23 protein-coding genes, 1 tRNA gene and 1 pseudogene are annotated in these 20,097 nt (G+C 60.6%); 23 read left to right on the top strand and 2 right to left on the bottom strand.

Annotation, left to right across the window (positions count from 1 at the left end; genetic code table 11):
- Positions 1-13: 13 nt before the first annotated feature.
- The 5 genes from FPZ61_RS01670 (at position 14) to FPZ61_RS01650 (ending at position 4,980) form a co-directional block, all read left to right on the top strand.
- Entirely contained in the window at positions 14-1,099 is a 1,086-nt protein-coding gene (locus tag FPZ61_RS01670) for a 30S ribosomal protein S1 (RefSeq protein WP_185464112.1), read from the top strand.
- Between the two features lie 32 nt (positions 1,100-1,131).
- Positions 1,132-1,917, top strand: coding sequence for an HAD family hydrolase (locus FPZ61_RS01665; RefSeq protein ID WP_185464113.1), 786 nt, complete (start codon positions 1,132-1,134; stop codon positions 1,915-1,917).
- A 57-nt stretch (positions 1,918-1,974) separates the two neighbouring features.
- Positions 1,975-3,237 (top strand): methionine adenosyltransferase, encoded by a 1,263-nt coding sequence (metK, locus tag FPZ61_RS01660; RefSeq protein WP_185464114.1) that lies wholly within the window; start codon positions 1,975-1,977, stop codon positions 3,235-3,237.
- Between the two features lie 5 nt (positions 3,238-3,242).
- Positions 3,243-4,550: an FGGY-family carbohydrate kinase gene (locus FPZ61_RS01655; RefSeq protein WP_370593302.1), complete on the top strand. Its 1,308-nt coding sequence runs from the start codon at positions 3,243-3,245 to the stop codon at positions 4,548-4,550.
- Between the two features lie 160 nt (positions 4,551-4,710).
- Positions 4,711-4,980, top strand: a complete 270-nt coding sequence (locus FPZ61_RS01650) for a DUF2470 domain-containing protein (RefSeq protein ID WP_185464115.1) — start codon at positions 4,711-4,713, stop codon at positions 4,978-4,980.
- Between the two features lie 321 nt (positions 4,981-5,301).
- Here FPZ61_RS01650 and FPZ61_RS15425 read toward each other — a convergent pair whose 3' ends face one another.
- Complete coding sequence (locus FPZ61_RS15425) at positions 5,302-5,424, bottom strand: hypothetical protein (RefSeq protein WP_255441248.1); 123 nt, start codon at positions 5,422-5,424, stop codon at positions 5,302-5,304.
- Positions 5,425-5,761: 337 nt separating this feature from the next.
- On the opposite strand from FPZ61_RS15425, the gene FPZ61_RS01645 reads away from it, so the two are divergent.
- From FPZ61_RS01645 to FPZ61_RS01630, 4 genes are all read left to right on the top strand, one after another.
- Positions 5,762-5,834: transfer RNA gene (locus FPZ61_RS01645), tRNA-Phe, on the top strand.
- A 78-nt stretch (positions 5,835-5,912) separates the two neighbouring features.
- Positions 5,913-6,149: a hypothetical protein gene (locus FPZ61_RS01640; RefSeq protein ID WP_185464116.1), complete on the top strand. Its 237-nt coding sequence runs from the start codon at positions 5,913-5,915 to the stop codon at positions 6,147-6,149.
- Positions 6,150-6,178: 29 nt separating this feature from the next.
- A complete protein-coding gene (locus FPZ61_RS01635; protein ID WP_185464117.1) occupies positions 6,179-6,784 on the top strand; it encodes a chromophore lyase CpcT/CpeT in 606 nt (201 codons plus the stop codon).
- 151 nt (positions 6,785-6,935) lie between these two features.
- Positions 6,936-7,751, top strand: a complete 816-nt coding sequence (locus FPZ61_RS01630; RefSeq protein ID WP_370593303.1) for a phycobilisome rod-core linker polypeptide — start codon at positions 6,936-6,938, stop codon at positions 7,749-7,751.
- A gap of 1 nt (position 7,752) precedes the next feature.
- Here FPZ61_RS01630 and FPZ61_RS01625 read toward each other — a convergent pair whose 3' ends face one another.
- A complete protein-coding gene (locus FPZ61_RS01625; RefSeq protein WP_185464118.1) occupies positions 7,753-8,157 on the bottom strand; it encodes a hypothetical protein in 405 nt (134 codons plus the stop codon).
- Between the two features lie 221 nt (positions 8,158-8,378).
- Here FPZ61_RS01625 and FPZ61_RS01620 point away from each other — a divergent pair, with 221 nt between their 5' ends.
- The 14 genes and pseudogenes from FPZ61_RS01620 (at position 8,379) to FPZ61_RS01560 (ending at position 20,004) form a co-directional block, all read left to right on the top strand.
- Positions 8,379-9,224, top strand: coding sequence for a phycobilisome rod-core linker polypeptide (locus FPZ61_RS01620; RefSeq protein ID WP_185464119.1), 846 nt, complete (start codon positions 8,379-8,381; stop codon positions 9,222-9,224).
- A 40-nt stretch (positions 9,225-9,264) separates the two neighbouring features.
- A complete protein-coding gene (locus FPZ61_RS01615) occupies positions 9,265-9,486 on the top strand; it encodes a phycobilisome linker polypeptide (protein ID WP_185464120.1) in 222 nt (73 codons plus the stop codon).
- Between the two features lie 396 nt (positions 9,487-9,882).
- Positions 9,883-10,401, top strand: coding sequence for a phycocyanin subunit beta (locus FPZ61_RS01610; RefSeq protein WP_185464121.1), 519 nt, complete (start codon positions 9,883-9,885; stop codon positions 10,399-10,401).
- Between the two features lie 45 nt (positions 10,402-10,446).
- A complete protein-coding gene (gene cpcA, locus FPZ61_RS01605; RefSeq protein WP_185464122.1) occupies positions 10,447-10,938 on the top strand; it encodes a phycocyanin subunit alpha in 492 nt (163 codons plus the stop codon).
- A gap of 270 nt (positions 10,939-11,208) precedes the next feature.
- Positions 11,209-11,949: a phycobilisome rod-core linker polypeptide gene (locus FPZ61_RS01600; protein WP_370593304.1), complete on the top strand. Its 741-nt coding sequence runs from the start codon at positions 11,209-11,211 to the stop codon at positions 11,947-11,949.
- 508 nt (positions 11,950-12,457) lie between these two features.
- Positions 12,458-13,123, top strand: coding sequence for a phycobilisome polypeptide (locus FPZ61_RS01595; RefSeq protein WP_185474726.1), 666 nt, complete (start codon positions 12,458-12,460; stop codon positions 13,121-13,123).
- 119 nt (positions 13,124-13,242) lie between these two features.
- Positions 13,243-13,449, top strand: a pseudogene (locus tag FPZ61_RS15845) (pentapeptide repeat-containing protein); the annotation flags it as partial.
- 30 nt (positions 13,450-13,479) lie between these two features.
- Positions 13,480-13,935: a pentapeptide repeat-containing protein gene (locus tag FPZ61_RS01590; protein WP_322782643.1), complete on the top strand. Its 456-nt coding sequence runs from the start codon at positions 13,480-13,482 to the stop codon at positions 13,933-13,935.
- 18 nt (positions 13,936-13,953) lie between these two features.
- Positions 13,954-15,153, top strand: coding sequence for a ferrochelatase (gene hemH, locus FPZ61_RS01585; protein WP_185464125.1), 1,200 nt, complete (start codon positions 13,954-13,956; stop codon positions 15,151-15,153).
- 114 nt (positions 15,154-15,267) lie between these two features.
- Positions 15,268-16,143: a phycobilisome linker polypeptide gene (locus FPZ61_RS01580; RefSeq protein ID WP_185464126.1), complete on the top strand. Its 876-nt coding sequence runs from the start codon at positions 15,268-15,270 to the stop codon at positions 16,141-16,143.
- 52 nt (positions 16,144-16,195) lie between these two features.
- A complete protein-coding gene (locus FPZ61_RS01575) occupies positions 16,196-17,725 on the top strand; it encodes a phycobilisome rod-core linker polypeptide (RefSeq protein WP_185464127.1) in 1,530 nt (509 codons plus the stop codon).
- Complete coding sequence (locus FPZ61_RS01570) at positions 17,688-18,560, top strand: phycobilisome rod-core linker polypeptide (protein ID WP_370593305.1); 873 nt, start codon at positions 17,688-17,690, stop codon at positions 18,558-18,560. The genes FPZ61_RS01575 and FPZ61_RS01570 overlap by 38 nt, the downstream gene beginning before the upstream one ends.
- 275 nt (positions 18,561-18,835) lie before the next feature.
- The gene (locus FPZ61_RS01565) at positions 18,836-19,372 is read left to right on the top strand and encodes a phycobiliprotein lyase (RefSeq protein WP_185464128.1); all 537 of its coding nucleotides are present in this window, start codon (positions 18,836-18,838) and stop codon (positions 19,370-19,372) included.
- Entirely contained in the window at positions 19,372-20,004 is a 633-nt protein-coding gene (locus FPZ61_RS01560) for a chromophore lyase CpcT/CpeT (protein ID WP_185464129.1), read from the top strand. The genes FPZ61_RS01565 and FPZ61_RS01560 overlap by 1 nt, the downstream gene beginning before the upstream one ends.
- Positions 20,005-20,097 lie beyond the last annotated feature (93 nt).

The raw sequence follows: 20,097 nt of genomic DNA, 5'->3' as shown, positions 1-20,097 counted from the left end.
CGCCAACCCTTTCATGACCGTGACCCCTTCCGAGATCAGCAGCACCGAGGCCGAACTGGATCCGACGAGCAAGGCCTCGGCTGATCTGGATCCGACGAGCGAGGCCCCGGATGAGCTGAACCTCGACATTCCGGAAGAGGTCCCCACAGCTGACGACCCGAGCAGCCGTGCCGCGAACCGCGACACCGACGGTGCGGGCTTCACCCTCGAGGAGTTCGCCTCCCTTCTCAGCAAGTACGACTACAACTTCAAGCCCGGTGACGTGGTGAACGGCACCGTGTTCGCCATGGAGCCCAAGGGCGCCATGATCGACATCGGCGCCAAGACGGCTGCCTTCATGCCCCTGCAGGAGGTGTCGATCAACCGGGTCGAGAACCTCTCCGACGTGCTGGAGCCGGGTGAGATCCGTGAGTTCTTCATCCTCAGCGAGGAAAACGAAGACGGGCAGCTCACCCTTTCGATCCGGCGGATCGAGTACCAGCGGGCCTGGGAGCGGGTGCGCCAGCTGCAGAAGGAAGACGCCACCATCTACAGCGAAGTGTTCGCCACCAACCGAGGTGGTGCCCTGGTGCGGGTGGAGGGTCTGCGCGGCTTCATTCCAGGCAGCCACATCAGCACCCGCAAGCCCAAGGAAGATCTGGTCGCCGATTTCCTCCCCCTCAAGTTCCTGGAAGTGGACGAGGAGCGCAACCGCCTGGTGCTGAGCCATCGCCGCGCCCTGGTGGAGCGCAAGATGAATCGCCTGGAGGTGGGCGAGGTCGTGATCGGCACGGTGCGGGGCATCAAGCCCTATGGCGCCTTCATCGACATCGGCGGCGTCAGCGGCCTGCTGCACATCTCCGAGATCAGCCACGAGCACATCGAGACCCCCCACACGGTGCTCAACGTCAACGATCAGATGAAGGTGATGATCATCGACCTCGACGCCGAGCGGGGCCGCATCTCCCTCTCCACCAAGGCTCTCGAACCGGAACCCGGCGACATGCTCACCGATCCCCAGAAGGTCTTCGAGAAGGCCGAGGAGATGGCCGCCCGCTACAAGCAGATGCTGCTGGAGCAGGCCGAGGAGAACGAACCGATGGGCGTCACCCTCGACTGAGCGGCATACCCTGGGGCGCCTGCACCGATCCGATGGTTCAACTGCTGCTGCGCGGTCAGCCCATCGGGTCAGTGGAGGCGATTCTCTTCGACAAGGACGGCACCCTCAGCCTCAGCGAGCCGGGCCTGCTGGCCCTCAGCCGTGCCCGGATCCAGGCCTGTCTGGAGCATGTTCCACCCTCAGACCACCTCCAGTTTCAGAGCCTGCTGGAGCGTGCCTACGGCCTCGAGGGTGATCAGCTCCACCCAGGAGGGACCACGGCAGTGGCCTGCCGCAGCCACAATCTGATCTCCACCGCCACAGTCTTCTGTCAGGTGGGCCTGGGTTGGCCTGAGGCCCTCGCCCGCAGTGAATCCGTTTTTGCTGCCGTCGATCACAAGCCCCTGCTGCATCCGGAGAACAGCCCAGGCGAGGGGCTCCTGGCACCGCTCACCCAGGGACTGCGCCCCTTGCTGGTGTCCCTGCACCGATCGGGCGTGCAGCTGGCTGTGATCAGCAACGACGACAGCGAAGGCATCCAGCGGTTCCTGAGCGGCCACGGACTTGCTGGCCTGTTCCAGGACCACTGGAGTGCCGACATGCGTCCCGGAAAGCCGGATCCGGAGGCCGTTCACGGGCTCTGCTCCAGGTTGGGGGTGAGCCCCTCCGCCTGTGGCCTGATCGGTGATGCCAGCAGTGATCTGCACATGGCTGAGCAGGCGGGAGTGGCCCTGACGCTGGGGTACAGCGCCGGCTGGAGCAGCCGGCCGCCGCTGCCGGATCATCTGCCCCAGATTGATCACTGGCACGAGCTGCAGGTGGCTGGGGCCCCGCAGTGACACCTGCACAGGAACCGGACGATAAGCTCAGCCATCCTGAGGTCGGTGCAAACCGGGATGAGCCGCTACGTCTTCACGTCTGAATCTGTCACCGAGGGCCATCCCGACAAGATCTGTGATCAGATCAGCGATGCCGTTCTCGATGCCCTGCTGAGCGCCGACCCCGCCAGCCGCGTGGCCTGCGAAACCGTCGTCAACACTGGCCTGTGCCTCGTCACCGGTGAGGTCAGCACCACGGCCCGCGTGGACATCACCACCCTGGTGCGGAGCGTGATCGAAACGATCGGCTACAGCGGGGCCAAAGCCGGTGGATTTGATTCCAACAGCTGTGCGGTGCTCACCGCCCTCGACCAGCAGTCGCCTGATATCGCCCAGGGCGTGAATGAGGCTGAGGACCACAACGGCGATCCCCTCGACCTGGTGGGTGCTGGAGATCAGGGCATCATGTTCGGCTTCGCCTGCGACGAAACACCTGAGCTGATGCCCCTGCCGATCAGCCTGGCCCATCGCCTGGCCCGCAGGCTGGCCCGTGTGCGGCACGACAACACGCTTCCCTACCTGCTGCCCGACGGCAAGACCCAGGTCAGCGTGGTCTATGAGAACGAGCGCCCGGTGGCCATCGACACCCTGCTGATCTCCACCCAGCACCTGGCCGAGATCGACGGCATCAGTGATGAGGATGGACTCCGCCGGCGCATCGCCGACGACCTCTGGGCCCATGTGGTGCTGCCGGCCACCGCTGACCTGCCGCTTCAACCCGAGCGCGGGAGCGTGCGTTTTCTCGTCAATCCCACCGGAAAGTTCGTGGTGGGCGGGCCCCAGGGTGATGCGGGCCTGACAGGGCGCAAGATCATCGTCGACACCTACGGCGGTTCGGCACGCCATGGTGGTGGAGCCTTTTCCGGAAAGGACCCGACCAAGGTCGACCGTTCCGCGGCCTACGCAGCCCGCCACGTGGCCAAGAGCCTGGTGGCCGCCAACCTCGCCCGCCGGGTGGAGGTTCAGCTCAGCTACGCGATCGGTGTGGCCAGGCCCGTGAGCATTCTGGTGCAGAGTTTCGGCACCGGCAGAATCAGCGATGACGACCTCACCGCCCTGGTCCAGGAACACTTCGACCTGCGGCCCGGGGCGATCATCGAAAGCTTCGGTCTGCGCGATCTGCCGCGACAGCGGGGCGGTCGCTTCTACCAGGACGTGGCCTCCTACGGCCATTTCGGTCGCCCTGACCTGAACCTTCCCTGGGAGGACGTGAGCGAAGCCGCAGCCCGCCTGCAACAGGCCACGGCCGATCGTGTTCCCGTGGGCCAGCCCGCCGCCTGACCCCCGTGGCCAGCGCGCTGGCGGCAGGGGTCGATCTGGGCAGCAGCGGCATCCGCCTCGTGCTCATCGATCCCCAGGGGCAGCTGCTCGATGAGCGGGCCACGGCCTATCCCAGCAGCTTCGAAGACCCGCTTGGCTGGCGGCAGGGCCTTGCCGGCCTCCTTCAGCAGTTGCCGGCCAGCCTGAGAAAGCGGTTGGGCGCCATCAGCCTCGACGGCACCTCCGGAACCCTGCTGGCCTGCCGCTCCGACGGTGCCCCCCTGGGCCCTGCCCTGGCCTACGGCCATGCCTGTCCCGAGCAGGCAGAGACGTTGGCAGAGCTGGTGCCTCCCGGCTGCCCCGCCGCCAGTGTGAGCGGCAGCCTGGCCCGGGCCCTGCATTTGCTCGCTTCCCTCACTGGGGCCACGCCTGGCCCAGGCCTGCTTCTGCGCCACCAGGCCGACTGGCTGATGGGCTGGTTGCTGGGGGACTGGCGCTGGGGCGAAGAAGGCAACAACCTTCGGCTGGGCTGGGATCTCAGGCGGCAAAGCTGGACGGGAAAACTCCCCCGGCAGCCCTGGGCAGCGGCGTTGCCGCAGGTCGTGCCCAGCGGCCAGGTGCTGGGTTCACTGGCTCCCGCCGTGGCCTCTGAACTGAGGCTGCCCAGCTCCTGCCTGGTGGTGGCCGGCAGCACCGATGCCAACGCCGCCGTACTGGCAGCCGATCCCGCTGCCGGCGAAGGCATCACGGTACTGGGCACCACCCTGGTGCTCAAACAATTCGTGGAGGCACCAATCGAAACCCCGGGCCTGAGCTGTCATCGGCTGGGGGGGCGTTGGCTGGTAGGCGGTGCCTCCAATGCCGGCGGTGGGGTGCTGCGCCGCTTCTTCAGCGATGCCGAACTGGAGCGGCTCAGTCGTCAGATCGACCCCAGCAGACCAAGCGGCCTGAATTACCTTCCGTTGCCCGGCAGGGGAGAGCGTTTCCCCCACGACGATCCGGACCTGCTGCCGATCCTTGAGCCCAGGCCGGTGAGCGACGTGCTCTTCCTGCAAGGGCTGCTGGAAGGGCTGGCCCGCATCGAAGCCCGGGGGTGGAAGCGGCTGGGTGCGTCGGGAGCGCCAGCGCTTCAGCGGGTGATCAGCCTGGGAGGTGGCGCCCGCAATCCCCAGTGGCGGCAGTTACGCCAGCAGGCGATCGGCCTGCCGGTGCTGAACCGACCGGGCCTGGCGCCGGCCCTGGGCATGGCACGGCTGGCCCTCGGCGCCCTGATGACAACGAGCCCACCGCCGAAGATGGACGGGTCCGCCCCTCCCTCACCCGCCAGACCATGAACGAACGCCTGCGCACCGTCATCTCCATGGCCCTGTTCGTGATCCTGGCCGGCTATGTCGGCTTCAGTGCCATCCGGCTGGGCCTGCTGCTCTGGCAGCGGTTCACGCTGGCCTGAGCCGCTTCTCCGCCACAATCAGCCTCTCCCTCTGCTTAGCCGCCATGGCCAGCGATCCCCTCACCGAAGCCGTCAGCGACCGGATCTGCCGGCACATGAACAAGGACCACGGCGAAGCGGTTCTGGCCTACGCCCGCCACTACGGCGGGGCCCAGCAGGCCACCGCCGCCAGGATGCTGCGCGTCAACCCCGAGGCGATGGAGCTGGAGGTGGATGGCGGGAACCTGTCGGTGCCCTTTGACCACCTGCTCACCGACAGCGAGGACGCCCACCGCACCCTGGTGGCGATGCTCAAGGCCCTGCCCGAGTCCTGAGCCGATTCCGGGGATCAGAGCCGGCTCCTTGGCAGCTGGGAACACTTCTCAGCAACGTTGCTGGCCGTTGTGCCAGGGGGAGGTCTCCATGGTCCAGGCCCTGTTGAGGGGATGTCTTGAGCTGATCACCCAGGCCACATGCCCACTCTGCGGCCGCCTGAACGAGCCAGGGTCCAGGCCTGCGAGCGACCGGCAGGAGCCATGCCAGGCCTGCCGGCTTGAGCTGGATCTCGAGGCCAACACTGGCTTGTGCGGATCCGAGCCACTGCCCTGGTGGGCCCTTGGGCTTTATCAGGGACCCTTGCGCAACCTGCTGCTGCGTCAGCGGCGCAACCCCAGCGACCAGGCGATCCCCTGCCTGGCCAGGGCCCTGGCGAGGACCCTTCCTGCACAGCTGCGGGAGTTGAGCATCGTGGCGATCCCCAGCTGGAAACAACGGGCCAACCCGCTGCCCCAGCTGATCTGCCAGGGACTGAGCCTGCCTCGCCTGGCTCCCCTGGAGCGCAGCCGAGCCACTCTTGGTCAGCACCACCTCAACCGCCGACTGCGGGCTCTGAACCAGGAAGGTGCCTTCCGGGTGATTCCCTCCGGACTCTCCCCCAGCCGGCGATCACGCCAGGGACTGCTGCTGGTGGACGACATCCTCACCACAGGAGCCACGGCCAAGACGGCTGCCGCCGCCCTGGAGGAGGCCGGTTACCCGGTGATGGGGCTGCTCTGCCTGGCCCGGACCCCCGCTCCAGGCAGTGATCTAAGATCCAGCGGTGCTGCCAAGCGGCCAGCCGGGATAGCTCAGTTGGTAGAGCAGGCGACTGAAAATCGCCGTGTCCCCAGTTCAAATCTGGGTCCTGGCATCTTTTTCTGAAGCTCCTGTTGCAGGGCTCAAGACCATCCCCGGGGATACCACCCCGAGCGGCCCGTCTGAAGACGTGATGAGAACTCCTCCCGATCGCCCGGCGAACCAGCAGTTCAGCAATGCAGACAGCTACGGCATGGCCTTCGATGAGGCCTGGGCGCGGATCGGAACCCTCGACCCAGAGGATCCAACCGCCCGGGAAGCGGCTCTCGAGGGTGTGATCAGCGCCTTGAGCGACCACCCCTTCGCCCTGAGCCAACCGGAACTGGTGCGCCAGGTGGCGGAATTCCGCCTGCGCCTGCTCCAGCGCTGAAGGCTGGACCGCCCCATAGGATTTGGCCCATGACCAGCTCCCTGCCCCGCCTGGTCCGGATGCTGAGCGCCGGGTTCAGCAACCAGGACCAGGCTTTCGAGAATCCCCCCATTTACGCCCACATCCTGGTGCGCTTCCGGCCGCTGCAGCAGCTGGATCCAGGATCCCTGCTGCTGGAGCAGTCGTACGCCTTTGCTCCCGGCCAGCCGTACAGGATCCGGGTGCTCCGGGCCGCGTGTGCCGAGGATGGCAGCCTGCGCATTCAGAACCACGCCATCCACGACGAGCGGCGGTTCTGGGGAGCTGTGGAGGATCCAGAGCGGATGGCCCAGATCCAACCCGAGGATCTGCGTCTGCTGGAAGGGTGCACCTATGTGGTGCGCGAGCAGGGAGAAGGCTTCGTCGGGGAAGTGGAACCCGGCTGCCGCTGCCTGGTGGAGCGCAAGGGGGCCACGGCCTACCTGGTGAGCAGTTTCGAGCTCGACGGGCAGTCAATGCGCACGATCGACCGGGGCCACGACCCGGCCACCCACGACCAGCTCTGGGGATCTCTGGCGGGGCCGTTCGAGTTTCAGCGTACCGACGACTTCAGTGCTGAAATTCCAGGCGCCTGGCTGGAGCGATGGGCGAGCTGATCGGACCCGGCTCCAGGCCCGCTCAACAAAAGGAAATGAAGCTGCCTCAATCAATTAAACCCAAACAGTGAGGCTCTGTAAGGTCTTTTGTCTCTAGGGGTTTGTGCTCACCAGGGATGCTTAGGTTCGTCGCCACCTCACCCACGACCCCATGGCCCTGCCCCTGCTTGATCTCAAACCCGTCACCCTGAATGCACGCGTCGCCAGCCTGGCCGTCGGCGACGAAGAAGAGCCACGCCGCACACCTGAAGGGGTGAGGCGCAGCCCCCAGGCCATGGATGAGCTGATTGAAAGGGCCTACCGCCAGATTTACTTCCATGCCTTCAAAGTCGATCGGGAGCCCAGGCTGGAATCGCAGCTGCGTCGAGGTCAGATCAGCACCAAGCAATTCATCCGGGGCCTGCTGCTTTCAGACAAGTTTCGCAGGGATTTCTATCGCTGTAACAGCAACTATGATGTTGTGGAGCAGGTGGTAGGCCGTATACTTGGCAGGCCGGTGCATGGCAGTCGCGAACGGATTGCTTTCTCGATTCTGATCGCCGCCGAAGGATTCCCGAGTTTTGTCGATGCCCTGCTCGACTCCGCTGAATACATCGACACCTTCGGCGAAGACGAGGTTCCCTACCAGCGCTCCCGCGTCCTACCCGGACGCAGCCCTGGGGAGATGCCCTTCAACCAGCAGGCTCCCCTCTATTCCTCCTACTGGCGCGACATCAGCGGCTCCCTGGCTCCAGCCGGCCCGTTCAGCGGAGGCAACCAGCTGGAGCGTGGTCTGCGCTCGGCCGCTTGGGTCGATGGGACAACCGCCGAAGCAGGCCAAGGCGATCTGGCTGGGGCTTGCAGCCATCGGTGGACTCGAGCTCCTGCGGATTCTGATCACCACCGCAGCTGCCATGCTCAGCACAGGCTCTGCGGGCTGAGGGAGCCGGGCCAGCCGAAGCCTTCATGGGCAGCCGTGGCGGCCTGAATCAGGCGATCAGTTCATCCATGAAGGGCTGCTCGCCCTCCTCGGGGAAAACGGACTCCGATACGAACTCACCTGGGGAGGGGGCCGCATCGCCCAAGACCCGCAGGGGCCTGACCGGGTCGCCGGGCTGGGCTGAAGCCGCTGGGCCCTGGCGAGACTGCTCCAGCAGAGCTTCCAGTCGGCTGAGTCGATCATCGGTCTGCTCAAGCAGATCCATGACAGCGGCCGAATCAACACCCTCCTGGTCACGCCCAGCCAGCAGGTGGGCCTGGTGCTCCTCCAACCGCCCCAGACGTTCCTCCAACTCCAGGAGGCGCAGGGTGAGGGTTTCGCTGAGCTCACCAAGGGCCTTGAGCTGGACGCCGAAGCGAAGCGGCCAGGCTTCGGAATCAGGTGCCGATGTCATGGGTCAGGCAAGGACCGCGATGGCCGGATGCTATCGGTATCTTCTCCAGGCGCCAGGGGCCGAGTTTGTAACGATTCCGAAAACCCTTGGTGAGAGCGGAAGAGCCCCCATAGGATCCGGCTTGCAGACAGCATCGTCGGGGACGCTGTGGCCTGTGTTCAGCCTCCCTCGATGACCCCCGACTCCCTCACATCTCCCTTCACTTCCCGGCCTGCACGCCCATGACACTCGTCTGTGCTGCCTACCTGGGCATCGATCGCTTCGAGAACGCCCGCGACAAGGACAACTGGTCGAACGCCACCGAAGCCGACACCGCTGGCCTGATCCGCTCGGTCTACCAACAGGTGCTCGGCTACCAATATGTGATGAAGAGCGAGCGGCTCGAGGGTCCCGAGTCGCTGTTTCGCCGTGGCTACCTCAGCGTGCGTGAGTTCGTGCGCCAGGTTGCCAAGAGCAATCTCTACAGGCAGCGTTTCTTCGAGAACAGCAATCCCTACCGATTCATCGAACTGAACCACAAGCATCTGCTCGGCCGGGCACCCCAGAACAAGGCCGAGATGCTGCACCACTTCACGATCCTGCAGAACGCAGGATTTGACGCCGAGATTGATTCCTACATCGACAGCCCCGAGTATCAGGATCGCTTCGGCGAAGAGCAGGTGCCCTACATGCACGGCTGGAACTACTCCGTCGGCCAGCAGGGTCTCCAGTTCTCCTACCTGCTGCAGCTGACCCGTGGCGCCGCGGCGTCGATCAAGGGCGACATCGCCAAGAACCTGTCACGCCTCAACCCCTCGGTTCACAAAGAGGCTCCGATCCCCGTGGTGAGCCCCAACGCCAAGGGCTCCGCCTTCCGCTCGGTCGAGTCCGACGGTGTGACGCGCATGGGGGTGGGCGCCGGTGAGCAGGGCCGGACCTACCGGGTCGAAATCTCGGGATTCAACAACTACCGCCTGCACAAGCGCAGCAACCGGGTGAGATTCATCCCCTTTGCCAAGCTGCTCGACTATCAGCGCCAGATCCAGCGTGAAGGCGGCCGCATCGCCAGCGTCAGCCCCGTCAACTGACTCCTCCTCAACCCCACACCCCCATCGTTCCTCCCCCGTCATGAAGGTCTCTGCAGGCACCCGCGGCAGCAGCTTCAGCAGCAACCGCCAAGTCACGATTCAAGTCACCGGACTGGCCAACAACGCCTATGTGCGCAGCTCCGATTGCACCATGCAGGTTCCCTACACCCGCATGAACGAAACCATGCGGCTCGTTCATCGCCTGGGTGGAACCATCACCGGCGTGAATGTGAGCGGCTCCGGCGACAACTCAGACTCCTGAGCGCAAGGCAGACCTGATCCAGCTGCAGCCCCCTCAACGTGGGGGCTTTTTTCATGGCCGCTACCCTCCTGAATCTGACTGTTCAGCCCGTACACAAGTGTCCCCTGCCGGGGCTGCGCCAAAGCCGAGACCGCCTCTGCGAGCCTGAGCCCCCCCCCGGGGGGCAGAACCGTCGTCAAGGGGATGACCGTTTGTGAATCATCGAGCAAGTCGACGGCCCAAGGGTTAAAAATACTCATGTCCAGTCGAGGGCTTTCTGGTCATCGGTCGGTGCAGCCGGTTTTGCCGGTGAGCACCAGATACCCACCCCTTGGCTCGCGAGTTCGCCTTGGGCGCTCTCGCTCTGGAATACCCAACTCCCGACCCCCACCCGTCGAGAACAGGAGCTTTATTTACATGTTCGACGCCTTCACCAAGGTCGTTGCTCAGGCTGATGCCCGCGGCGAATTCCTCAGCTCTGCCCAGATCGATGCCTTGGCGTCGGTCGTCGCAGACAGCAACAAGCGGATGGATGCCGTCAACCGGATCACCTCCAACGCTTCCATGATCGTTGCCAATGCAGCCCGCGATCTGTTCGCTCAGCAACCGGCGCTGATCGCACCCGGGGGCAACGCTTACACAAGCCGCAGGATGGCCGCATGCCTACGTGACATGGAGATCATCCTCCGCTACATCACGTATTCCATTTTCACCGGAGACACATCCATTCTCGAAGATCGTTGCCTCAACGGCCTGCGGGAAACCTATCTTGCCCTTGGCACTCCTGGCGCTTCTGTCGCCGAAGGTGTACGCAAAATGAAGGATGCCTCCATTGCCATCGTCAACGATCGCGGCGGCATCACATCGGGCGATTGCAGCAATTTGATCTCCGAAATCGGCACCTACTTTGATCGCGCCGCCGCCGCCGTGGCCTGATCAGCATTCCCTTTCAGGACAATCCTTCCGCTCCCCCCTTCACCCATGTCGAAGACTCCGCTGACCGAGGCTGTCGCAGCTGCCGACTCCCAAGGCCGCTTTCTCAGCAACACCGAAATCAATGCCGCCTTCGGACGCTTCACTCGAGCCAAGTCGGCTCTTGAGGCTGCTAAAGGATTGACAGCCAAAGCAGACACCCTTGTGAATGGCGCCGCGCAAGCCGTCTACAGCAAGTTCCCCTACACCACCCAGATGCAGGGGCCCACGTACGCTGCCGACCAACGCGGGAAGGACAAGTGCGCCCGTGATATCGGTTACTACCTGCGCATGGTCACCTACTGTCTTGTGGCTGGTGGCACCGGTCCAATGGACGAATACCTTATCGCTGGCATCGATGAGATCAACCGTACCTTTGAACTTTCTCCCTCCTGGTACGTGGAGGCCCTGAGCTACATCAAGGCCAACCACGGCATGAGTGGAGAGCCTGGAACCGAGGCGAACAACTACATCGACTATGCCATCAACGCGCTTGTCTGAAGCAGGCAAGGCGACCTGAGATCGCCAGTTTTCAATGATGCTGGCCTCCTTCGGGGGGCCTTCTTTATGTTTGGGCTAGCCAATTGGGATCACTTCACAGCCACAGCTTTTACCCTCTGTTCAAGGAACCTCGATCCGCGAGCAGGGGAAGTGACGATTGGTGTGGATCCCTTCCTCCCTCCCGCACAGGCCCATTGATCCAGGGGATGATTTCGTTCAAGCTATCAAGTCACCATGGCACTGCCTTTGCTTTCTGTTAAGCCGCTCACCATGAATGCGCGGGTCGCCAGCTTCACCCTGGCCGGCGAGGAAGGCAGTCGGCAGTCTCAGTCGGCTGCGCGCAGCATCAACGGGACCTGCGATCGACGTGACCTGGATATCCAAATCGAGCAGGCCTATCGACAGATCTACTTCCACGCCTTCAAGGTGGACCGCGATCCCATGCTCGAATCCCAGTTGCGCGAGGGTCAGATCACCATGAGGGACTTCGTGCGTGGCCTGCTGTTGTCGCAGAAGTTCCGCGACGACTTCTACCGCTGCAACAGCAACTATCGGATGGTCGAGCAGACCATCGGCCGGGTGCTTGGAAGGCCCGTCTACGGCGAGCGGGAACGCATCGCCTATTCGATTCTGATCGCCCAGGGTGGCCTGGCTTCCCTGGTGGATACACTCCTGGAGTCTGAGGAGTACATGCAAAACTTTGGCTACGATACAGTACCCTTCCAGCGGTCCCGTGTTCTGCCTGGACAGGCGGTGGGCACGATGCCCTTCAACCAGCAAGCGCCCCGCTATCAGGCCTACTGGCGGGACAGCATCGCCAAGCGAACTCCCGCACAATCGATGCTGTGGCAGAACAGCACCATGGGTCAACGGCCTGCCTGGCTGGCCAATGCCCCTGCTCCATGGGCCCGCAAGCTCTGGTTGAACACCGTTGCTGCGGGGGGCTTCGTAATCACTGGACTGGTGCTTTGGATCGCCATCTCCATGCTCAGCACTGCTGGACGGGGCTAGTGTTCAAGAGGTTGGGAATGGTCCGAGTTCCTGGAAAAAACGCTAAGGGGAAGGGGGAGCACACCACAGGGAGAGATTGTCATGAGTGATTCTTTTCAAAGATTTCTCACCATGCTGAAGTCAGCATATGGTCAGCATGACATTCTCGTTGACGAAGGGCAAACTGATCTACGCCTAAACCTTCTCCCCGAGACCATTGATCTATGGGGAGCCACTTACTCTCAGGCAGACAATACAGACAACAATCTTCTACTTGCCTGCTCCAGTTCAAGCGGACCCATTGAGGATACGACATTGACCTGGGTTGTCGGATCCGCAATCCGCCATGTTCATGTTAGCAGTGAGGATGAGTGTTGGCAGCTCTTTCATGCGCTCGGGCTGCGACCTAACTTGGCAGATGCGATCGTCCGTCATTGTCCTGGCATAGCAAATGGAGCCATCTGGGCCTTGTATAATGAACGACATGGACATCTAGTCGCAACTCCTGTGGTCTCTGCAGGGTTGGGACGTGAGGCAATGGCCAGATTCTCCTCGATCTCCTCATGAAGGCAAAATCATCGATGCTGCAGAAGTGATGGCGAAAAACTTGCCTGAGATGATTGCAGGGGCTCGCATCCTTGGTCTTGCTCATGACAAGTCCCTCCCGGCGAATGTTCGTGCAATTTTCCGGCATGCTGATGATGAGAGCAGGCCTTTGACCACAAAGGAATTCGATGAGATTTGCCAGTTCTCCTCCATTGATTCCGAACCCCTACGCCTGCTTCAAGAGAACGCCTCACAAGTAGTAGCAGATGTCAAGAGAAGATTGGTGGCAGAGGATCCTGGCCTGATCAAGCCCGGTGGATCACTTTTCCCGGAAAGTCGCTCCGAGGCATGCTGGCGCGACTGCTGGCATTTTCTCCGCATTGCCATCTATGCCGTGGCCGCTGATCGGCAATCGTTCACGCACCCACCAGGAGTCAGCGGCTTGCGTGAACTTTATCGAGAACTGGCCGTTCCTATCGACAGCATGGCGAAGGCTTTATGCTACCTGCGTGAAGTCTCATCTATTCACTACGGATCGCTCGGCGGAAGCAAGGATACCTGGCGCCTTGAAATGGTCATTCGCCATCTGGAGGAGATGATCAGGGAGTTCTCCTGCCAAGCTGGAGAGGTAGGAGCCCCTGTTCTGTGATGTTTTATTTCTCCATCGTGGAGCGCACTCTTCCTAGGGGGTCCACAGGGCTCCCCAGCAGTAACCTGAACTGGGAGAGTTCCATCTTTGCAGATTGTTTCTAAGTATTCGTAGGCCTCGTGCATAGCGCATCGCAATCCTCCTTAGTGCCTGGTTGGCTTCCTCCGGAATCCAAACTCCCTTCCAACCAGGCCATCGGTCGTGCTTTCGACGCTAGAGGAGCTGATTGGCGTGAGCTGGATCTCGGTGCTACTGATCTCACAGAAGCACGCCTTTGTCGTGTCGATTTAAGGGGAACGAATCTGAGTAGATGCACACTCGATGGAGCCGATCTGCGACTGGCTCGATATGACGGCATGACCATCTGGCCAGACAACTACGAGTTTCGAGGTTCCGGTGCAGTAGGACCCAAGGCCAAGTTAAGCGGCCACTTTCTCAATAGCGCCGATCTTTCCGGCATGGACCTGAGCGGCTCCCTATTGATGGGTGCATACCTCAGCGGTGCAGATCTCAGCGGTGCTTGCCTCAGAGGAGTGCGCCTGGCAGGAGCAGATCTGCGTCATGCTGTGCTGCGCGGTGCTCTTTGCGAAGGGGTGCGTTTCTCAGGTTGCCAGCTGGATTATGCCGATTTTCGCGGGGCGAATCTGACCGATGCTGACCTTTCCGCAGCCGAATCGATCCGTGGTTCCGACTTCACGAGCTCATCAGGGCTGGACTCTATTCGAGAGACCTTGATCGGACGGCCGTTCCAGGAGCTGGACTGTTGGAACCCGCTCACTCGCCGTACGACCCGCGACAGCCTGATGACCTAAACATTGCCGCCTGCATGTATGGACCATCACCCTCCCACAGACCATGTCAAGGTCGGCGTGGTTCTCCTGAACCTCGGAGGCCCTGAGCGGATCGAGGATGTCGCCCCGTTCCTCTACAACCTGTTCTCCGATCCGGAGATCATCCGACTGCCGACCCCGGTGTTGCAGAAGCCCCTCGCTTGGCTGATCAGCAGCCTGCGCAGCAACAAGTCCAAGGAGGCTTACCGCTCCATCGGCGGCGGGTCCCCCCTGCGCCGCATCACCGAGCAGCAGGCCCGCGAACTGCAGAGCGAACTGCGGGGGCGAGGCATCGAGGCCACCAGCTACGTAGCCATGCGTTATTGGCATCCATTCACCGAGTCGGCCGTGGCCGATATCAAAGCGGACGGGATAGATCAGGTGGTGGTGTTGCCTCTCTACCCCCACTTTTCGATCAGCACAAGCGGATCCAGCTTTCGAGAACTGCAGCGCCTGCGCCTGGCCGATCCAGGCTTCGCAAAGCTTCCGATTCACTGCATCCGCGGTTACTACGACGACCCCGGCTACCTAGGGGCCATGGCCGAACTGATCTCTCGGGAGATTCAGGCCTGTCCCGAGCCCGGCAGCGCCCATGTGTTCTTCAGCGCCCATGGCGTGCCCAAGAGCTACGTGGAAGAGGCGGGCGACCCCTATCAGAACGAGATCGAGACCTGCGCCCGCCTGATCATGGAAAGACTGGCCGGCGACCTGGGCCACTCCAACCCCTACACCCTGGCCTACCAGAGCCGTGTGGGCCCAGTGGAGTGGCTGAAGCCATACACCGATGAAGCCCTACATGAGCTTGGTGAAGCAGGCGTGAAGGATCTGGTGGTGGTGCCTATCAGCTTCGTGAGCGAGCACATCGAGACTCTCGAGGAAATCGACATCGAATACCGGGAGATCGCCACACAGGTCGGCATCCTTAACTTCCGCCGTGTACCGGCCCTCGACACCACCCCCTCCTTCATCCACGGCTTGGCCGATCTGGTACAGCAAGCCCTGGCCGGACCGGAGATAAACCTTGACCAGGCAGCCACACTTCCCACCAAGGTGAAGCTGTATCCACAGGACAGGTGGGCCTGGGGCTGGAACAACAGATCGGAAGTGTGGAACGGGCGGCTTGCTATGCTGGGATTCTTGGCAATCCTGATGGAATTATTGAGCGGCAATGGACCTCTCCACGCCATCAGACTGCTTTGAGGTAGGGCATCACTACTCTCAATTTTAACTACATAGTTTAGCTTTATTAAGAACTCAGTGGGAGCCTGCAATGGTGTTTCACCATAGCAGGGTCACTCAGGTTCTGCGTTCACAATGGCTTTTGGTCCCGCCTCGCTCCTCGGCGTCGAACGGTTTGACAGCCAGGACCCACTTGAACTGCTACCAAACGATACGGACGCCAAGAAAGAGCAGCTCATCCGTGCCGTGTACCGGCAGGTTCTCGGAAACTCCTATGTGATGGAAAGCGAGCAGCAGCTGGTCCCCGAATCCCAGTTCAAGCTGGGGGAGCTGAGCCTGCGCGAGTTCGTACGCAGCGTTGCCAAAAGTGACCTGTATCGTGCTCGTTTTTTTGATTCCTGCCCTCGCTACCGCTACATCGAGCTGGCCTTCCGCCACCTCCTGGGTCGGGCCCCAGCCGACTTTGCCGAGATGCGCGTCCATGCCGAACTTCTCGATAGCAAAGGATATGAAGCGGATATCGACAGTTTCATAGATTCAACGGAGTATCAGGACACCTTCGGTGAGTGGACAGCCCCCTACCACCGTGGCTGGAAGACCGAAAGCTGCAAAACCATGCAGGAATTCACTTGGAGCTTCCAACTGCTCCGTGGTGCCAGCAGCAGTAGCTTCAAAGGCAATCTTTCCGGCAAGGCAGCACGACTAGGTGGCAATGTCTATGTGAATCGCCCACTCCCAGTCGTCCCTCCCTCCTCCACGGATACACAAGGATGGAGCTTCAGGCCTTCTGCCAATTTCCAAGACGCCGCAACGCGACTGGGCGTCGGCGCCGGCCAGGAGGGTCGTATCTATCGGGTTGAGGTAACGGCCTACAGGGCCAACTCAATTCGGCCGATTTCACGCTACAAAAAGTCCAATCGGACTTATTTCGTCCCCTTTAACAAACTGTCCCAAACCTATAAGGAAATTCACCGTGAAGGAGGGGTGATTGCCAGTATCACTCCGGCCTAATTAACGGACTACTTTGTTTTCTCTTTGCCGACTCCCTCGCCACTGCAAAACCATGTCTTCCCAGTCCGTAGCCCTGAGCTTTGGTGCCACCACTCTCCTCGATGCACCTGCTTCTTACAAGCCCGGCGCCGATGAGACGAGCCTCAACCTCGTGATCAGCGCCTCTTACCGGCATGTGTTCGGCAACACCATGCCCATGGAAAGCGAGCGTCTTGACGCTGCCGAATCGCAACTACGCAACGGCACAATCTCCGTACGCGATTTTGTCCGCTGCCTGGCCAAGTCACCCTTCTATCGTGCACGCTTTTACGAAGCAGTTACGCCTCACCGTTCGGTTGAACTGGCCATCAAGCACCTGCTGGGGCGTCCTCCCATCGACGAAGCTGAGGTGGGCACGCACGTAGCGATAGTCGCCAAAGAAGGCTTCGAAGCGGATGTCGACGCCCTGATCGATTCCGACGAGTACGCCTCGGCCTTCGGAGAACACACGGCACCGCATATCCGTTCCTGGAACAGCCCAGAAGGGGCAGCACAGTCGTCCTTCAATCGCATCGCCGCGCTGGAGCAGAACTTCGCGGGCAGCGATAACGCAATGGGGTCACGTAGCCAGTTGCTGACCAGCCTCGCCATGGGACAGCCAATCACCATTCGTCTGCCTGCACATGCTTACCTTACCCAGTCCGGAACAAGCCTTTCTGGCTCGGGTATGAGCAGACGAGGAGCCTTCGCTCCTGTGCGCCGCAACAGCAGCGATGGCGGTGATAGCACAAGCCTGAGAGGTGATCTGTATGTGGGCTTCGGTCTTGGCCAGCGCAGTCAGGAGGTCTTCCAGCGTTGCCAGGGAGACACTGCCGACCAGATCCAGGCACTGATCCGTGCCACCTACCGGCAGGTGATGGGTAACCCTCACCTGATGGAAAGCGAGCGCGTGCTCACCTCAGAAAGCAAGTTCATCGAGGGTTATCTGAGCACCCGTGAGTTCGTGCGTTCCATTGCCTGCTCCCAGGAATACCGTCGCCGCTTTTTTGAATCCAACGCTCCCTATCGTTTCGTAGAGCTCAACTTCAAGCACCTGCTCGGCCGCGCACCAAACTCCCAGGCGGAAGTGAGTGAACACATCCGTCTGCTGGCTGAAAAAGGCTATGAGGCAGACATCAGCAGCTACCTCGATAGCACCGAATATCAGACGTACTTCGGTGAAGATACAGTTCCCTTCCCCCGTATCCAGACGGAGAATGGCCGCGACCAGATCGGATTTAATCGCCACCTGTCTCTGGTGGCAGGATATTCAAGCAGTGACACCATTCAGAATTCCTCAAGTCTGGTGAATTCACTGGCGGCCAAAGCGCTCCCTGCCGGATGGAGCAACACAACCGTGCGGATCAATCGCTCGAGTGTCTTCAGTGGCTCTGTCGATCCCACCACAAAAAGGTATCGGATCGTTGTACAAGCGCAACCAGCTGGAGGGCGCCAGCGCACCCCGAATGCCAGCTATCTGGTATCCGGCAAGGACATGACGACCCAGCTGGGTTATATCCATCGCCGTGGAGGCCGAATTGTCTCAATCACGGAAGTGGCCTGATCCAAGCAGGGGGCGTCTGCCCGGCTGGCTCGCTGAGCAACCTGTCCATTCCTTTCTCTCCCCTGACTTCAACTGTTTTCTCTTTGCCATGCCAGTGATCACCAGACAAGCAACAACCTCAGTTCAAGATTATGCCCATGCACGGATGGTGCTGCGCTCCGCCTACCGCCAGGTCTTCGGCAATGCCCATCTGATGGATGAGGAGCTGGTATCAACTGCTGAAAGTCTCTTCCTCCAAGGGGACCTCGCAGTCCAGGGACTGGTTGCAGCCTTGGCCTGCTCAGACACCTACCGCCGACTCTTCCTCGACAAGAATGGGCCCTACCGCTTTGTGGAGCTCAATTTCAAGCATCTGCTGGGAAGGGCTCCCCGCGATCAGGCCGAAGTGAGCGAACATGTTCAACGCTTAGCCAACGAGGGCTATGAAGCCGAGATCGCCAGCTATGTTTACTCCCCGGAATACATAGGAGCCTTCGGCTTCGACACGGTGCCTTACTGGCGCACAACTCATACCCAAACCGGGGAAAGCAACCTCACCTATACGCGTTCATTAAAACTCAAGGGGGGAGAAGCTTCCTTTGACGGTAGCTCCTCTTCCAAGCTTCAGGTCAGTCTTGCCACAGGTGACGCCCCTTCCGTTGCCGTTCGCGGCGGCAGAGGCGGCAGCACGAACCGGAATGACAGACGCTTTCGGATCAACTGGACTACCGCCTCGCCTAGCGGACTCAACCGCAGGGCTGTGCAGGTCTCCATTGTTCCGTTTAGCAGTCTCACTTCAACGCTGCAAAGCCTGCAGCGACGTGGAGGTTCCATTGTATCTGTTACAAATGATTAAATGACAACCCCCGTCTCTGGTTAAAATAGATGGTGGCGGTGGCTCTCTGCCCAAGTGCCATGTGAGCATGCAGCTCCGAATCACGCCACCTTCCCCCCATTGGTGCGCTCAACCTTCTCGTATGGAACAGCAGTTGAATCGCCAGTCAGCCCCTGTAGAGCGACAACCCTCTCACCAAGGTTCTGCCATTGACATGATGATTCATAGCCTGGTGAGCATGGTCCAGGCAGGCAGACCAAAACCTTCCGCAAGTCATGGATCGGGTCTCCTTGTTCATGACCATTGAGCGTTTTTTAACTCGATCGCAAGGCCAGTGGCGGTCGATGCGTTCAGCCCATTCGCTTGCCTTTCGACAGTTTGAAGATGTCCTCAGTCATATCGATATTGTACTGTTATCGGCAGACCATCCAGATGTAAGCGACATCCTAATCCGAGAATCCATAGACCCCGCCACTATCTTCTCTCCATTCCAGATGTCATGGGAGGCAGAATCGGATTGGGAACCAGACGACCCTTCCGCTAAATCCAAGGGCTCCTGCATTCTGATTCCCATCCCTGAAAATGATAGGGCTGGAAAGCTGGTCCGTAGCGTTGGCTATGCTGAAACAGAGAGCGCGGCTTCAACCTATCACTTTCTTGACGATGATACCTTCGTCCTCCACACTGCTTATGGCCAATCCATTGCCGAAGAACGAATCTGGTTTATATCCGAACACGTCCGCTGTCGCTCCTCAGTTCTGCGTACATCAGCCGGGTCTGGAGTGCTGCAAACATCCTTTGCTTCTGAGGTAAGGCGGATAGCAACAGAATGATGGATGCCAAACAAGCTGTCCACTTCGTAAAGACTCTCTCAGGCCGATTTAGCAATCATGAACAGGCCCAAGCAGAGCCTACAAAGTTTTCCCACATCAATATTTTTTTTAGGCCCCTTGCTTGGAATCTTTTTCAGGGCCCCTGGTTCTACTCCGAGCAAAGCTACGATTACGATCCTTGGAGGCCATACCGACAAGGGATTCATCACATGGTGGTATCCGCCGATCATATTCTCATGCTCAATTATGGGCTCCGCAACGGCTTACGTTGTGCTGGCGGTGGTTCAAAACCCGATCTCTTGAATGGGTTAGAACGGAAGGATCTGCTGCCTCGACCCGGCTGCGCGATGGAATTCCGTGCCACGACTAACGATCGTTACTGCGGTGAAGTCGAGCCGGGCTGCCAATGCCTTATTCCGCGAGGAGGTCAAATGACCTATCTTGTGAGTGAAGTTGAGTTTGATGATCACCATTGGATCAGCAGAGATCTCGGCTTCGACCCTGCCACCCATACCTATCGCTGGGGCTCCGAACATGGACCACTCCGCTTTAAGCGGCTGGAACGTTACGCTGATCATCTCGGCGCTGACTGGCTGAGAGACAATCAAGCTGCTCAAATCGAAACGGCATGAGCAGTCACAGCCCAGAAAAGCAACTTCAATCCTGGATTCGCTCCCATCACTTGATCTGCAATGGCACAGACTTCATTTTTGAAACGGTTGATC

The sequence above is a fragment of the Synechococcus sp. BSA11S genome, from assembly GCF_014224355.1.
Lineage (GTDB): Bacteria > Cyanobacteriota > Cyanobacteriia > PCC-6307 > Cyanobiaceae > Regnicoccus_A.
The sequence above is the reverse complement of the archived record's forward strand: the minus strand, read 5'-3'. Positions and strand labels throughout refer to the sequence as shown.